This window comes from Pseudomonas sp. 2, assembly GCF_056627435.1.
On sequence record NZ_JBWXNG010000025.1, the window covers coordinates 1 to 15,895 of the forward strand.

At 56.0% G+C, this 15,895-nt stretch carries 11 protein-coding genes; 3 read left to right on the top strand and 8 right to left on the bottom strand.

Annotated features, from left to right (window positions below):
- Window positions 1-4,882 (top strand): beta strand repeat-containing protein (locus tag AC1MEK_RS28380; protein WP_480399573.1); only part of this gene is annotated, 4,882 nt, incomplete at its 5' end.
- An 83-nt stretch (window positions 4,883-4,965) separates the two neighbouring features.
- On the top strand, window positions 4,966-5,304 hold the full coding sequence (locus tag AC1MEK_RS28385; protein ID WP_480399574.1) for a tryptophan synthase subunit beta: 339 nt from the start codon (window positions 4,966-4,968) through the stop codon (window positions 5,302-5,304).
- A 129-nt stretch (window positions 5,305-5,433) separates the two neighbouring features.
- Here the strand turns inward: AC1MEK_RS28385 and AC1MEK_RS28390 are convergent, their stop codons facing one another.
- The 8 genes from AC1MEK_RS28390 to AC1MEK_RS28425 form a co-directional block, all read right to left on the bottom strand.
- Window positions 5,434-5,739 carry a DUF6124 family protein gene (locus AC1MEK_RS28390; protein WP_480399575.1) on the bottom strand — a complete coding sequence of 102 codons (306 nt, stop codon included), beginning with the start codon at window positions 5,737-5,739 and terminating at the stop codon, window positions 5,434-5,436.
- A gap of 764 nt (window positions 5,740-6,503) precedes the next feature.
- Window positions 6,504-8,450 carry a cyclic di-GMP receptor LapD gene (gene lapD, locus AC1MEK_RS28395; RefSeq protein WP_480399576.1) on the bottom strand — a complete coding sequence of 649 codons (1,947 nt, stop codon included), beginning with the start codon at window positions 8,448-8,450 and terminating at the stop codon, window positions 6,504-6,506.
- Window positions 8,451-8,458: 8 nt separating this feature from the next.
- A complete protein-coding gene (lapG, locus tag AC1MEK_RS28400; protein ID WP_480399577.1) occupies window positions 8,459-9,154 on the bottom strand; it encodes a cysteine protease LapG in 696 nt (231 codons plus the stop codon).
- A 199-nt stretch (window positions 9,155-9,353) separates the two neighbouring features.
- The gene (locus AC1MEK_RS28405) at window positions 9,354-10,328 is read right to left on the bottom strand and encodes a KpsF/GutQ family sugar-phosphate isomerase (RefSeq protein ID WP_480399578.1); all 975 of its coding nucleotides are present in this window, start codon (window positions 10,326-10,328) and stop codon (window positions 9,354-9,356) included.
- A 270-nt stretch (window positions 10,329-10,598) separates the two neighbouring features.
- Window positions 10,599-11,219 carry an acyltransferase gene (locus AC1MEK_RS28410; protein ID WP_480399579.1) on the bottom strand — a complete coding sequence of 207 codons (621 nt, stop codon included), beginning with the start codon at window positions 11,217-11,219 and terminating at the stop codon, window positions 10,599-10,601.
- 2 nt (window positions 11,220-11,221) lie between these two features.
- Window positions 11,222-11,986 carry a TylF/MycF/NovP-related O-methyltransferase gene (locus tag AC1MEK_RS28415; protein ID WP_480399580.1) on the bottom strand — a complete coding sequence of 255 codons (765 nt, stop codon included), beginning with the start codon at window positions 11,984-11,986 and terminating at the stop codon, window positions 11,222-11,224.
- 2 nt (window positions 11,987-11,988) lie between these two features.
- Window positions 11,989-13,101, bottom strand: coding sequence for an ABC transporter ATP-binding protein (locus AC1MEK_RS28420; protein WP_480399581.1), 1,113 nt, complete (start codon window positions 13,099-13,101; stop codon window positions 11,989-11,991).
- 82 nt (window positions 13,102-13,183) lie between these two features.
- The gene (locus AC1MEK_RS28425) at window positions 13,184-13,969 is read right to left on the bottom strand and encodes an ABC transporter permease (protein ID WP_480399582.1); all 786 of its coding nucleotides are present in this window, start codon (window positions 13,967-13,969) and stop codon (window positions 13,184-13,186) included.
- 493 nt (window positions 13,970-14,462) lie between these two features.
- On the opposite strand from AC1MEK_RS28425, the gene AC1MEK_RS28430 reads away from it, so the two are divergent.
- A complete protein-coding gene (locus AC1MEK_RS28430; RefSeq protein ID WP_480399583.1) occupies window positions 14,463-15,533 on the top strand; it encodes a methyltransferase domain-containing protein in 1,071 nt (356 codons plus the stop codon).
- The last annotated feature ends 362 nt before the right edge of the window (window positions 15,534-15,895 follow it).

A 15,895-nucleotide genomic window follows, 5' to 3' on the forward strand; every position in this document is an offset into this window, starting at 1 on the left:
GAAAATCACCAGCCTGCCAACCAACGGCACCCTGCTGTTCAACGGCGTGGCCGTGACTCAAGGCCAGCTGATCAGCAAGGCCGACATCGACGCCAACAAGCTGACCTTCAAGCCGGCCGACAACGCCAATGGCGACCACTACGCAACCATCGGCTTCCAGCCAAGCGATGGCGGCGCGACCCTGGGCAACGCGGCCAGCGTCGTGATCAACGTCAACCCGGTCAACGATGCGCCGACCGCAGTCGGCGGCAGCAGCACTGGCGACGAAGACACCACCCAGACCCTGAACTGGAGCAAATTCGGTGTCACCGACATCGACTCGCCAGACAGCGCCCTGGGTGTGAAGATCACCAGCCTGCCAACCAACGGCACCCTGCTGTTCAACGGCGTGGCCGTGACTCAAGGCCAGCTGATCAGCAAGGCTGACATCGACGCCAACAAGCTGACCTTCAAGCCGGCTGACGACGCAAACGGCAACAACTACGCAACCATCGGCTTCCAGCCAAGCGATGGCGGCGCGACCCTGGGCAACACCGCCAACGTCGTGATCAACGTCAACCCGGTCAACGATGCACCCGTTGCCGTGAACGACAACCCCGTAGCAGTCATCGGCTCCTTGCAGGGCAACTACTACGGCTACGTGGAAGGCACCAATGGTGGCAACCTCGGCACCGTTGACCAGGCGCTGAAGTTCATCGCCTCGCACACGGCCGATGCAACGTTCACCTCGAGTTCCATCAACTACGGCGGCACCAGTCTGTTCAGCGACGACCTGGGCAAATCGGGCAACTTGACCAAGTTCCTGGGCAGCGACGACAGCAAAACGCTGAGCTGGGCTTCCGGCAACAAGCAGACCACCACCTCCGACGCCATCGTCGAGCTGGCGGGCAAGGTCAGCATGGCGGCTGGTAACTACACGCTGCGCGTCACCGCGGACGATGGTTACATTGTGTTCATCGATGGCAAGCAAGTAGCAGTCGTCAACCAGAACCAGTCGACCACCACCAACACGTTCAACTTCTCGGTAGCCGGTTCCGACGCCCACGACATCCAGGTGGTGTACTGGGATCAGGGCGGTTACGCTCAGCTGAAGATCGAAGTGGCGGCCGCTGGCAGCAACACGTACTCGGTGTTGGGCACTGCCGGTTCGACATTCGCCCACAGCACCCTGACCACTCTGGAAGACCAGCCTCTGGTCATCAAGGCTGCAGCGCTGCTGGCCAACGACTCTGACGTCGACACCGACCACTCGCTGCTGAGCATCAAAAACGTGCAGATGAGCGACGGCACCAAAGGCACCGTGTCGCTGGACAGCTTTGGTAACGTGGTCTTCACCCCGGCCAAGGACTTCAACGGCCAGGCGACGTTCACCTACACCATCACCGACGGCAAGCTGGACTCCAACCCGGCGACCGTGACGGTCAACGTCACGCCGGTCAACGATGCTCCGGTCGCGGCCGACAGCAGCAAGACGGTCGCAGAGGACGCAACGACGAACAACGGCGGCCAGCTGACGGCGACCGACGTCGATACCGGCGACACCCTGACCTACGCCGTGACCGGCACCACTGCCAGCACCAGCGGCGCAACCACCGGCAACGTGCCGACCGGTTTCGTCCTGAACCCGGCTACCGGCGCATGGACCATCGACACCAGCAGCCAGGTTTATCAGAAGCTCGCCGTTGGCCAGTCGATCACCTTCGACGTCGCCTTCAACGCGACCGACAAGGCAGGTGCGGTCAGCAACACCGGTCACCTGACGCTGACCATCACCGGCACCAACGATGCACCGGTGGTCACCAACAGCTCGCAGACCGTCGCTGAAGACGACGTTGCACCGAAAAACAGCGGCCAACTGCTGGCGACCGACATCGACAATGGCGACGTGTTGACCTACGCCGTGACCGGCACCAAGACCACGGCCTCGGACGCTGTCTCCGGCAACGCCCCGACCGGCTTCGTACTGGATCCGAACACCGGCAAGTGGACCATCGACACCAGCAGCGCGGTTTACCAGAAACTCGGGGCTGGCGATTCGATCTACTTCGACATCACCTTCACCGCAACCGACAAGGCTGGCGTCGCCACCCCCGGCCACCTGACCCTGACCGTCACCGGCACCAACGATGCTCCGGTCGTCGGCAACGCTGCCGCCACCGGCACCGAGGACACCCCACTGGTGTTCAAGTGGGCTGACTTCGGCATCAGCGACGTCGATACCGCAACGTCGGCACTGGGTATCAAGATCACCGCACTGCCAGCAGGCGGCGACCTGAAGTACCTGGCCGCCAATGGCACCTGGGTCACCATGACCAGCAGCGACATCGGCAAGACCTTCACCTACGACGACATCAAGGCAGGCAAGCTGGAGTTCGTACCGGACGCCAACAAGTCCGGCAGCAGCGACTACAGCAGCACAGGCGTGGGCGATCAGAAGTCCGTCTACAGCCAGCTGCAATTCAGCGCCACTGACGGCGGCACCGTTGCCACCCCGGGCACCCTGAACATCAGCATCCGTCCTGTGGTCGACCAGCCGACTGTTTCCCTGGGCAACAGCGTGGTCACCTCGACCGGCCTGAACAAGGACGTGTGGGTCGGTACGCTGACCGGCATGGGCACCGACGGCAATGGCGCCAGCGAGTCGACGATCAAGAATGGCTTCAACACCACGACTGCGCCGACCAGCCACAGCACCGCAACCGATGCCCAGAACACTGACGTAGCCGCGGGCACCGGTACCAAGCTGTCTGGCCTGATCTACCTGGAAGCGGGTCATACCTACAACTTCGCGGGCAAGGGCGACGACAGCCTGCTGATCACCATCGGCGGCACCACCGTGGCCAAGGCCACCTACGGCAGCAACGGCGGTACCATTTCGTCGACTGGCTACACCCCGTCGGTGTCTGGCTACTACACGCTGGACATCTACCACTACAACCAGGCAGGTCCGGGCAACTACAACATCAGCCTGACCGATACCGTAGGCGGCAAGACCACGACCACTGCGCTCAACAGCACCAACGAGCAGCTGTACACCTCGGTCGATGATCTGAAAGCCTCGGGCCTGAACGGCGTGGAGTTGCATCAGACCTCCGGCGCGGCTACCGGCGAGGGCTACTACACTGCGTACGACCTGAACCACGGCACCGAAAACAACCCGATCAAGCTCAGCTCGATCAACGCGGTCTACACCGACAACGACGGTTCGGAAACCCACGTCACCACCATCAGTGGTGCACCGGCGGGCTCCATCCTGACTGACGGTTCGGGCCACAGCGTGACCATCGCCGCCTCCGGCACCCCGGTGGACGTGAGCAACTTCGACCTGACCAGCCTGGTCATCAAGACGCCTCAGTACTACTCGGGCAACTTCAGCCTGACCGTCACCGCAACAAGCACGGAAACGGCGCTGATTGGCAAGGCGGGTGCTACCGCGACGGCGACCACCTCGATTCCGGTCGTGGTCGATGCGGGCACCTACAAGGCCAGCGAAGGCACGGCGGGCGACAGCACCGTTACCGGTACAGCGTCCAACGACGTGGTGGTGGCTGACGTAACGGCGATGAAGCTGGTTGCCGGTCAGAACTACGACATCGCCTTCATGATCGACACTTCGGGCAGCATGAAGAACCAGTTGGCCGAGATGAAAAATCAACTGATCTCCACGCTGCAGGACCTTGCCAGCGCGGCCAGCTCCGAGCACTCGGGCGCGGTGAAGGTCTACCTGACCAGCTTCGGTAGCAACGCCAATGCGGGCAACGCCTACGACATCTCCACCACGACCGGCCTGGCAAACGCCATCGCCTTCGTGAAGGGGCTGAGCACTGGCGGCAACACCAACTATGAGTCGGTGTTCAACCAGACCGCAGGCTGGTTCAACGGCAGCACCATCGCCTCCGATGGTGCCCAGAAGCTGTCGTTCTTCATCACCGACGGTGAGCCGAACCGCTTCGACTCCAGCATCAAAGGTGTCGGCACCACGCTCGAATCGCACACCACTGCCGCTTACAACAAGCTGGCGGCACTGACTGCGATCGAAGCGATCGGTATCAACACCTCGGCGCTGGACCAGTACGACACCAACGGCCACTCGCAGAACGTGATCAACGTCAGCACGCTGAAACAGGCGATCCTGAGCACCGAAACCCTCGTCGGCCCAGGCAGCGACACGGTGAGCGGTGGTGACGGCAACGACATCCTGTTCGGCGACATGATCAGCTACGGCAGCTACGAAGGCACCGCAGCACTGAAGGCATTCGCTGCCGACACGCTGAAAGTCAACGTCTCGACCATCGACGACAAGACGCTGCACTCGTTCATCAGCAGCCATGTCGACGACGTCGCTCACCTGGCCAATGCATCGAACACCTACGAGGCCAAGTACACCCTGCTGCAGGACGGTAACGACAGCCTGCTGGGCGGCAATGGCGATGACATCCTGTTCGGTCAGGGTGGCAACGACATCCTCAACGGTGGCAACGGCAACGATCTGCTGATCGGTGGTAAAGGCAACGACACCCTCTTCGGGGGCGCCGGCGCCGATACCTTCGCCTGGAAAGCAGGCGACACCAACAGCGGCGGCTTCGACGTGATCAAGGACTTCAATGCGAAGGAAGGCGACAAGATCGATCTGAGCGACCTGCTGCAAGGCGAGAACGGCAACGATCTGTCGAACATCGCCAAGTACCTGCAGATCTCCACCGATGGCAAGGACACCACCCTGGAGATCAGCAGCACCGGCAAGTTCACCACTTCGACCACCGCAGCGAATGCCAACAGCACCGCTGATGTTCACATCAAGGTGGAAGGTGTGCAGTGGAACAACGACATGCTCAAGTCGCTGATCATCGACACTCACACCATCAAGGTCGATTCGCACTGATAGCTCCATCGCGTGAGCTGATGTACTGTGCTGGCAACCGTTAACTGCGGTTGCCAGCCGTTGCATTCAATGAGGAATGAGCCATGTTTTACGTTCAGCGCGATGCAGAAGGAGTGCTTGTTCGTGTGGAGGCGGCCGCGTTCGCCGAAGCGACCGACCAGCTACCGGCTGACGATCACGAGATCCAGGCCTGGTACGCCAATGAAATAGTGGAAAAGAGCCTGAACCGGCTGAAGTTGAGCGACACGGACATGATCCGGGTACTCGACGACCTGATTCAGGTGCTGACCAGCAAAGGCATCCTCAACATCACCGACCTGCCCCCGGCAGCCCAGGCGAAGTTGATGGACCGCACCCAGGCCCGTGAAAGCCTGGGTGGCCTGAGCGATCTGATCAATGATGATGAAACGCGGTTGATCTGACTTCAAATCCGCGATCAGGTCATACGCAACACCGTGAACAACCCAAACCCGTAGCAGCACGGCTTGCCGGCAGGGGCGCTCTTGAATACGCCCCCGCCGGCAAGCCGTGCTGCTACGGGTTTGTTGTTTTCATCGCGCCGTAGTTGCCACGACGCCGCCTCCCAATCCTGCAATCGACGCCTCCACCAGCGCCTTCGCCGCTTCGATCTGATGCACGACCGCTCTGGCCAGCGGCCGGAATTCGGCGGTGCTGTTGTCCGCCGATTCGTACGCCGTGGCGACGGCGCAGGTCAGGTACTCGCAAGCCAGAACGAGCGCGTCTTCAACCCGGACTTCGGGCTGGACGCGGAAGATGTCCAGGTTGCCCAGACTCACGCCAAACGGTGTGGCATGGGTGACGGGTATTTCTGGCGGATGGGGTGTGGATCGGATCATGGTGACGCTCCTGACGTGATGGAGCCGACACGCTTCGCGACTAAACGAACGGGTGGCGGCTGTACGCGGGTTAGTCGACCGGGACGTCAGGCACCCGGCGCACACGAATGTGCCCCAACGTACAGCCACCATAACGAGACCAGCCAGCGTCGAAGACGTCGGCATGGGTTATGAGGGCGCTACGCACCTGACATTGCTCGGGCGACTAAACCCGGTCGTTCATTCCAACGACAAGCGGCACGTTAGTCGCGGCATCAGGTGCCTTCAAGCGGTCGGGGAGCATATCGGCAAAATTCGGAAAGGTCCTACACGACAGTCTTCAACTTTGTGCAGGGATGTGTCGGAAAACAACAAACCCGTAGCAGCACGGCTTGCCGGCGGGGCGTACTCAAGATCGCCCCGCCGGCAAGCCGTGCTGCTACGGGTTTGTTGTTTTCGCCATGCCCGGTGCCGAACCGATCGTATGAACGCTCGCTCAAAGACGCTTCTGCCCGCAGGGCGTGGGAGCCCAGCTTGCTGGCGATCTGCCGCGCAGCGGCAGCAAATCCAGACGACCTGGCCGTGTCAGAAAAACCGCGGACACAGGTCTTACTGCCGCTTCGCGCCAGATCGTCAGCAAGCTGGACTCCCACGGCCTGCGGCCAGAATCAAAACCTGACCAACACCACACCCCCCGTAGCAGCACGGCTTGCCGGCGGGGCGTTCTCAAGATCGCCACCGCCGACAAGCCGTGCTGTTACGGGTTTGTGTCGTTTATCCGTGTGTTACTTCCAAGGCGCCGGATCACCCACCAGCCGCCCCTGCACCCCTTCAATGCCCATCTCGACAATCACCTGACGCTCGCCCTCGGTCTCGACCCGTTCGGCGATCAACGGCAAATCGATACTGTGCGCCGCGCGCTGCACCGCCTCGATGAACAGGCGCTTGTGGCTTTCTTCGTCGATGGCGCGGATGTAGCTGCCGTCGATCTTCAGGTACGCCAGGCCCAGGTGCGCCAGGTTGCCGATCATGCTGAACCGCCCGCCGAACCGCTGCAGCGCCAGGGAGAACCCGGCCGACTTGAGCCGGCGCGCGAGTTTTTCCAGCACGGCCTGCTCCGGCAGCTGCTCCTCGCCGATCTCGAAGGTCAAGCGCGAGCCGACTTTCGGATGCTGACGCAACTGCTCGAAGATCAGATCCAGCGCCTGCGCATCGGCCAGCGTCGGTGCCGAGAGGTTCAGCGCCAGAGACTGAACGTGCGTCTCCAGATGCGCCAACACCAGCCTGAGCATCATCCGGTCCAGCCGGGTCGCCCAGCCAAAACGCTCGATCCACGGCAGGAAACGCCCCGCCGCCACCGCCTCGCCCTGCTCGTTGAGCAGCCGCGACAGCACCTTGTAATGCAGCACCTGGCCCGAATCCCGGGCATCGACCACCGGCTGGAAGAACAGCTCGAAACGCCCTTCGCTCAGCGCCTGATCCAGCACGCGATGCCAGGTGTGCTGATCGTCGCCCACGCTTTCCACATGGCCATTCTCGGCGTAACTCCAGGTCTGCTCGCCCTGGGTCTCAGCCAGCGACAGCGCCTGGTCCGCCAGCCCCAGCAGGGTCAAGGGCGCTTCACCCGGGGTGTAGGCTGCCATGCCCATATGGGCCACCGGCGACAGATCCGAAGCACCCGACGCGCCCAGCACCTTGAGCGCCTGCTCGACGTCATGCACCAGCGCCAGCGCCTCTTCGCGCTCCATGCCCGGTGCGAGCACGGCAAACTCGCCACCGCGGGAGCGGCTGATGAGGTTGCGGATTTTCGGGTACTTGTCGCACAGATTGACCAACACCTGCCCCACCGCGATCAGCAAGGCGTCGGTGCGCTTGCCGCCCAGACGCAGGTTCAGGCCGGCCAGATCCTGCACCCGCAGCAACAGCAAATGCCCGGCGCGATGCTCTTCCTGGCTGCTGACATGGGCCTTGAGCTGCATGTCGAAATACCGCCGGTTGTGCAGGCCGGTCAGGCTGTCCTGATACGACTCCACCCGCAGCTTCTCGCTGCGTTCGGTGCTTTCCTTGAACAGCGCCTTGAGCTTCTCGACCATCTGGTTCATCGCCTGCACCACCCGGCGCAGCTCAGGCGTACGCGGCAGATCAGGCAAGGTCAGAAACTCCCGGCGACCAATGGCCTGGGACTGCTCGACCATGTAATCCAGCGGCTTGAGCTGGCGACGCAGCAACATCGCCCCGAGAATCGCACTGACGATCCCGCACAGCACCAGCCAGCCCAGGCTGCCCAGCGCGCTCTGCCACAGCTTGGCCAGGGCGAACATCGGATGGCTGACCACCTCGACCCGCGCCGCCTGCTCCCAGCCGCGGCTGACAATCGCCTCGCCGCCCGCCGGCTCAAGGCCAATGGCATTGATGAACCACTGCGGCACGCCCTGGTTGTCCGGCGTGGCGCTGCGCTCGACGATGGTCGCGTTGGTCGCCAGGTCCACCACGCGGATGCTCGCGTAATAGCCGCTGTCGAAAATCGACGTGGTCATCAGCTCGACCATCGCCGGATCATCGACATGCGCCGTCAGCGACAGGGCCAGCGAAGTCGCCGCGTCCTGCGCATGGGAGCGCAACTGATTGACGTACTGGGCCCGCGAGCTTTCCAGGCTGACAACGAAGCTGCCCGCGAACGCGACCACCAGAAACAGACAGATAGCGATCAACAGCTGTTTGAACAGAGACATCAGAGCTCCTAATTCTCAGGCTCGGCCGGGAAGCCTTCGGCGGCCATCTTCTTCAACACGTCCTGCCAGCGGGACAGACGCTTGGTATCGCTGACTTTCTTGTTGCCTTGCGCACCCGGCAGCCACAGACCTTCAGCATTGAAGGAATACACAGGCAACAGATCCTGGCGCTGGTTGGCGGGTTTGATTTCATCGATCAGGCTGTCGAGCACCAACGGCATCGCATTGGGGCTCGAATAATAGGTCAGCACCATGTGCGCCCGGTTCAGACGCAGCGCTTTAACGTACGTGATCAGCAGCTTCTCGCTGGGCACACCCAGGCGGCGCAGGCTGAAATACTTGGCAATGGCATAGTCTTCACAGTCACCCGCGCCCTTGATCAGCGACTCCACGGGCGTGGCCCAGTAATCGACCTCGTGCCACAGATCGATGTCCTCTTCATAGCGCATCTGCTTGTTGAAGAACTGGTTGACCACCTTCAGCTTGTCCATCTCGCTGATCTGCTTCTCGGTCGACAGCAGATTCTGCCAGGCATCGATCCGCTGCTTGCCAGCCCCCAACGGCCCATACAACGCCTCGGCCCGCCGGCTGATCAGCGAAAAGTCCCAATCGGCACTCAAATAGCTCGCACACGCCGTGCACGTCAGTGCAAGCGCAAGCAATAGCCAGAACCCGGGACGCTGGTGAGCGGAACGTAAGGCCAATTCGTCTAGTCCATTAGGCAAATGGATAACTGGGTAGAGATGGTGAGGGGTTGGCGCGGGAAAGGCAATGGCGTGGTGAGATCATCTGCTTTCACAGTACTCCCGCCCAAAAAAAATGAGCCGAACCCGGCGCCGCCTTAATAAAGCACAATGCGAAGCCGGATTTGATTGACTGAAGCTCGACAGCCTAATCGATATGTCACATAACCCCGGCGCGTAGCAAGTCTTGGAGGTTAAAGGCCCCAACTGGGCGATCATTCTCGTCGACCACAATCAACGAACTAATCTTGTAGTCCTCCATGATTTTCAACGCTTCGGCAGCGAGCATATCAGTGCGCACTGTTTTTGCGCACGTGGTCATCACGTCATCAATAATAGCTGAACGGATATCAATTGGACGGTCAAGCGTGCGTCGCAAATCGCCGTCGGTGAAAATCCCTGCCAGATATCCATCAATACTGGTCACTACTGTCATACCCAGTCCTTTACGGGTCATTTCCACTAGCGAATTACGCAATGGAGTACCGACGGTGACTAATGGTAGCTCATTCTCACAATGCATCACATTCTCCACCTTCAAAAGCAAACGACGGCCCAGCGCGCCGCCTGGATGAGAAAATGCGAAGTCCTCAGCTGTGAAGCCTCTAGCGTCGAGTAAGGCGACCGCCAATGCATCCCCCATCACTAGCGCCGCAGTAGTTGAAGCTGTCGGAGCCAGATTGAGCGGGCAAGCCTCATGCTCGACTTTTACGTTGAGATTAAAATCAGCTGCATTCGCCAGCGGTGATTTTGGATTGCCGGTCAAACTAATTACCTTGATGCCCAAGCGTTTGATGAGCGGAAGCAAGGTCACGATTTCAGATGTAGTGCCAGAGTTAGAAAGCGCCAGCATGATGTCATTAGACGTGATCATTCCCATATCACCGTGACTGGCTTCAGCAGGATGTACAAAGAATGCTGGCGTACCAGTGCTCGCTAGAGTCGCGGCAATCTTCCTGCCAATATGCCCCGACTTCCCCATTCCTACCACCACCACGCGGCCCTTGCTTTCAAGGATCATCTTGCAGGCAGCGACGAAGTCAGCATCGATATTCGCAAGCAGATCTGAAACTGCTTCCACTTCATGGCGGATTGTGCGTTGTGCTGATTGAATCAGGTTATTCGCGAGAGTCATGTCTAGAATTTCGGTCCATGGAAAGACGGGAATTATAACGGCAATGAAGATTTTTTTTCAAAGCCTCGCTCTAGAGGATTGTGCCGAGCCCATCCAAACGCTACGGTAACCCTCGCAACAGTCAACCATCGCATATAGTCTCAAACTGTAACTTATACCGGACCGCAAGACGATCTGATGGATGGAATAAAAAACCCGCACACCCAATAGCAAAATGGAAGCACACAAAAACTATGATAAGAATTTAAACGCGACCAAAATCAACGACCATTAATCCTTACTGAATCCCGGACGGTATTTTAGCACCTTAGCTGGTACTCCACCAACTATAGCACCACACCCCACTGATTTATTAACGACAGCGCCAGCAGCAAGAATTGCGCCATCATCAACTTTAACTCCATCTAAGATGCGGCATCCGGCCCCAACCCAAATATCGCTGCCTAGTTCGATTCCGAGTCGGCTAAGTCCCTGCTTTGCGATGACGACGTTTGGGTCTTCGTAAATGTGGTTGGCAGGAATAATCACCGTATGAGCAGCGATGCGCACATAATCTCCAGTTTTTAATCCCCCATGCCCATAAATAACACAGTATGGATTTACCGAGTTGGACCTTCCCAACTCAATCCGACCGCCGGGGCCGGTTTCAAGGATAGCACCATACTGAATTATACTCCCATCACCGATCACAATGCGCGAACTGGAGTTGGTGCATATTAAACGCGCACCTGGCTTAATAACAACTCGTTTACCAATTACAATATTTTCAACGCACCCCTCGAAGGAGGCGTCTGTAGCGATCTGAGCCCCTTCACCCTGCGAGAAAGTAGGCACCTGCGGCCGGGTTGAAAACAGTACAAACAAACGACGAATTGCCGAAGTGAAGGCCATGATTAATATTTCACTATGTACGCTTTAGTCCTATTGGGGGCGTCATCTCCATAGCGAAGCTGCGCAAGCTTTTCCGGCTTATCATTAAAAAAAAGATCAATAGACTTTCCAGCCATTGGGAAGTTTACCGAATTATAGTCATCAAAAAATATAACCCCTCCCTTAACCATGCGCGGATAAAAATACTCAAGACACTCAATGTGAGGTTCGAAGAGATCACAGTCTATGTTGACAAAATGGTATTTCTGTTCCTTAAGAAGAGGTATCGAGTCACTAAAAAGCCCCTGTTTAAGCACGACGCTGGATCCAAGTCCACTCTCATCTACTCGTGCCTGCACACCCGCTAGCGATGTATCCGTGAACAAGGTCTCATTGAGATAAGGAGCGTCCGCAGGCGCAAAAAGCTTATCCTGTTCAGAGAGAGCGGGCAGGCCGCTAAAGGTATCCAATCCAAACATATTAAGCGCTATCCCGCTCTCCTTAGCATACTTACCACATGCAACAAGGCTACTCCCTGTAAAGACACCACACTCGACAGCGTTGAAGCTAGACATTTTGTGAAAGCCCAAACGCCCTAACAACCTGCCTATCGATGTGGCTCTTCCCCGCGTTCGCTCATCACGAAGATAGTTAGCAATCGCAATCTGAAAGCAGTGCAAAACAGGAACGCGCTCAAAGAAAACATCAGAAAAAGGTGGAATGTGCGAAAACTCAAGTGACGCATTAAATTTAAGCTTTTTTGACTTGACTGATTTATTCTGAGACATATTTAAACCTTTGAACTTGAAAGGGCCAAGCCGAGATTGACGATGCCTGTCTGCCCCGCAATTGAAGCGACGTCAAAATTGAAAAAATTTTGCGACATTTCTAGAGGAATTGAAGCATCACCAACGACCTCATTGATGATATAGCTCAAAAAATAGCGTCCACCCAGCAAGTGATGATCGAACGAGAAAGTTAAATTATACTCTTCCCCCTCAAGCACATCATTGATGTAAGGTCCCACCTCGCCTCCATTTATGGCACAAACAGTGATTCCTGAACTATTCCTGATACCAAAATTGAAAGCAATACAGCGGAAAGCTTTAGGCGCCCGAAACACTCCACCAAACATATACTTATTAACCTTTGCGTCATAAACCAACGAAAAGTTTGAAATCATGCGCACATCAAGGGAGGGATCTTCGGGAGCGGATTTTCCAATTTTTTGAGAAGGGGGCTTATGCTCGGTCCGAAGGCTTTTGTAAACTTCAATAGCTTCAAATACTGAGCCATCGTGAATCTTCTTTCCGCCTTCGATAACTATCGCTCGCGTGCAGAAATTTGCTAGCAAATTCTGGTTATGAGTAACTAAAAGAAAGGTCTGCCCCGAATCGCGCATATCTCTGATACGATCGTAACATTTCATACGGAAGCTCGCATCACCTACCGCAAGCGTCTCATCAATAATAATGAGATCCGCATCCACATGTACGGCACAGGCGAACGCGAGGCGAGACTGCATACCCGACGAGTAAGTACGCAGTGGCTGATCGAAGTACTCACCTAGGTCAGCAAAGTTTATAATGTCGGCCATCCTAAGATCGGCGCCCGCTTTGTCAATGCCTTGAATACTGCAAAACAAATAAGCATTTTCCCGCCCAGTGAAACTCATATTGAAGCCTGCAGTCAGACCCAACAATGTAGCGATGCGTCCAAACCGACTAACCTTTCCATCAGTCGGTTCAATAACATTGCCCAGAATCCCCAAAAGCGTCGACTTACCAGCACCGTTTCGTCCGATGATCCCTACCGTCTCGCCACTTCGAACGTGCAAGTCGACACCATCCAGCACTTTTTTAGTACCAATTGCTGCTGTTGGACGCTTAAATAGTGCGTTCAAGAAAATCCTAGCAGGTCGTAGTGAACTCGAGTAACGCTTGCTGATACCAGAAGCCTCGAGAAGCACGTGTTCTGGTTTCAAGTCAGACGACATCAGCAACGACCCCCTTCACTCGATTGAATAACCACACGGCAATTACACTTAAGAGAATTGTAATACTCAACAGCGCACCAACCACAATTAGCGACGGACCTTTTCCAAAAACCAATGCTTCCCTGAGCGGCTCTACTATCAGTGTGAGAGGATTTAACCATAACAGAAAACGGTAGGATTCGGGAGCGAGGCTAACCGGATATGAGATAGGGGCTGCGTAAAATAAAACTCTCATCGATAACCGCACAGCCTCAGAAACATCACCAATGAAGGGTCCAATGACAGAAAGCATTAATGACAGCGATGAAATCAGCGCCAAGGAAACCCCCAAAATTAGCCCCCCCCACAAGGCGCCGCCGACGCTTAAAGCCGAAAACCAAAAACAAAGAGCCACAATCATAATCAAATATATAAAGCCATGGACATAACCTCTCATTAAATTAGCAAGCCACAACACCCACAATGGAAAAGGAGACTTCACAACATAAGTTCGCTTACTAGAATACAACACGGTTGAAGAATTAACGACATCCGACACTAGCAAATAGACAGACAAACCAATAAAAAAAGGCAATACAAACCCTACCGCCACTCCAGATCCCGGTTCATGCCAACTGACTTTCAATATCCCGCCAAAAACTACTGTATAGACACACAACAAACACAGCGGTGTCAGCAGCATCCAAAAAGCTCCCAACAGAGATCGCTTATACTTCGCCTGCAAATCGCGCCTAGCCAAATCCCACGCCAGCCTGAAACATTCAGTGACTTTCATATCCACCCCAAATCGTATTATAAGCAGTCACTTAGATACCTTAAGGCGTCGGATTATAGGGATACAGCGTCAGAAAAGCGAGCTATGCCTCCACCACCCTAGCTGTTTCATTGTGTGTCTTAGCGCTTTGCCCACTCTACTCACCATCAGAAGGATCGGGCACAGGCCAAAGCAGCGCCTGTGAAACCACGCATTCTGGCACAGAAGGTCGCCGGGGCTTATCTAGTCTTAGAAACGAATGTCATCGAAGGGACGCTCAGCGTACAGCTGAACGCTCAACTCGCGACCGCGAAGGCGGCCAGGCGCGGCTTCCCCGACCCAGTCGTAACGTATCGAACGTTCATCTGCGTGATGCCGAAATGCCAGTGATGATATTTTTGCTTACGTCGTCCAATGCGTTGTTATACGATCACGTAAAATCCGGCTGAGATACCGTCTCAGACGTGAACGAAAGAGCCAGCAAGCAACGCCCTAGACCCAAAAGGCTTTAGATATGAATTTATTTGATATGGCTAGCCGTAAAGATCCTGCTCTGACTACGTCTGGTCAAGTGAGCCTCGCGAAGCTCAAACTATCCAATGGGGAACAATGGCGTACGCTTCGGATACAGCATGAACACACTCCACAACTATTGATTTCAGAAATAACAAGCTACTACCCATTTTCTACTCGCCCAGAGACGGTCGGCTGGTATGCGCGAACTCATAAAGGTGAGGCCAGGGTCAAAATTCAACTAACGTCTGGGGTAAGCATTGTCAGCGAAGTCAAAATATCAATTGACCAAACACCAAAGCCCATATCAATCCCGTGGCCTCTGTTACGAACAAACTTCACCCCGGACATAACCCTGAGCATCCACTTCGAGCTTGCAAAAGACCAGCTTGCGGATCTAATGATCAACCGAAGCCTCGACCGCACTGAACTTATAGCATTAGCGCGCGGAAATGGGATAGAAGTAGGACCCGGCCCGAAGCCACAAATAATTAACAGCCAGGACGTCCGTGTCAAATATGTAGAAGAGATGTCGGCTGGCGAATGGAAGAATCTTTACGATAAAGATGGGCAATACGAATCCGAACAATCGGACTGGTCAAATCACCTCGTGGGGAAAGCATGTAGCCTCCCCTGCGAGGACGAATCTCTTGACTTTATTTTTTCAAGCCACGTTTTTGAACACTTGTCGAACCCCATCGGCCATTTAGAACACTGGGCGTCCAAGCTGAAGTCTGGGGGCACCATATTAGCTGTGATACCGGACATCGCAGGAACTAAGGACTATCGTCACAAGCCGAGTACTCTCGACGAAATGCGTGAGGAGTATGTAAATGAGACTTGGCATCCAACTCCGGCACACTACAGGCGATGGGCCAGCACTCGCCGCGGATGGGCAGACAAAGTAGACGAAGCTATTGCCGAGAAACGCTCCATTCATGTCCATTTCTACACTCGTGAGAACATGGCTAGCCTGCTGGAATACGCAATCTGCCATCTGCCGTTCACGTCCTACCATTTAAGACACACACCAAATCACCGGGACTTTTATTGCGTGCTTATAAAAAGATGACACCTCCCTTTTCTCCTGTTGCGTCGCAGTACTGACTGTGACGCCGAGAGAAATGAAGCCGAAAGGCCCAGCACGCGCTCGTGAGGTTGAGATTTATTAGGTGAAGGACGGGCGCGGAAAATATATGCCGAGAAAGGTGATTCATTGCATTTTTGGAGCTTGCGCCCGCTCGGGTGCTACCTTCACCGGCTTGCACCCCACAGGTTGATGCCCAGGTGAAAATTCTTGATCTAGGGCAAAGCACGAGCGTATGGACTGAGAGGACAATTGTACGGAACGGGTAGAATGAGGCACGTTTGGGGAAAACAGCGATTTTTTTGTGGGATGCTAAGCTGGCCAATCGACATCCCTCATTGTAGCGC

Excerpts from the sequence above, each read along its gene's own strand:
- AC1MEK_RS28385 (WP_480399574.1), top strand. The coding sequence starts at position 4,966 with ATGTTTTACGTTCAGCGCGATGCAGAAGGAGTGCTTGTTCGTGTGGAG.
- AC1MEK_RS28390 (WP_480399575.1), bottom strand. The coding sequence starts at position 5,739 with ATGATCCGATCCACACCCCATCCGCCAGAAATACCCGTCACCCATGCC.
- lapD (WP_480399576.1), bottom strand. The coding sequence starts at position 8,450 with ATGTCTCTGTTCAAACAGCTGTTGATCGCTATCTGTCTGTTTCTGGTG.
- AC1MEK_RS28405 (WP_480399578.1), bottom strand. The coding sequence starts at position 10,328 with ATGACTCTCGCGAATAACCTGATTCAATCAGCACAACGCACAATCCGC.
- AC1MEK_RS28410 (WP_480399579.1), bottom strand. The coding sequence starts at position 11,219 with ATGGCCTTCACTTCGGCAATTCGTCGTTTGTTTGTACTGTTTTCAACC.
- AC1MEK_RS28415 (WP_480399580.1), bottom strand. The coding sequence starts at position 11,986 with ATGTCTCAGAATAAATCAGTCAAGTCAAAAAAGCTTAAATTTAATGCG.
- AC1MEK_RS28425 (WP_480399582.1), bottom strand. The coding sequence starts at position 13,969 with ATGAAAGTCACTGAATGTTTCAGGCTGGCGTGGGATTTGGCTAGGCGC.
- AC1MEK_RS28430 (WP_480399583.1), top strand. The coding sequence starts at position 14,463 with ATGAATTTATTTGATATGGCTAGCCGTAAAGATCCTGCTCTGACTACG.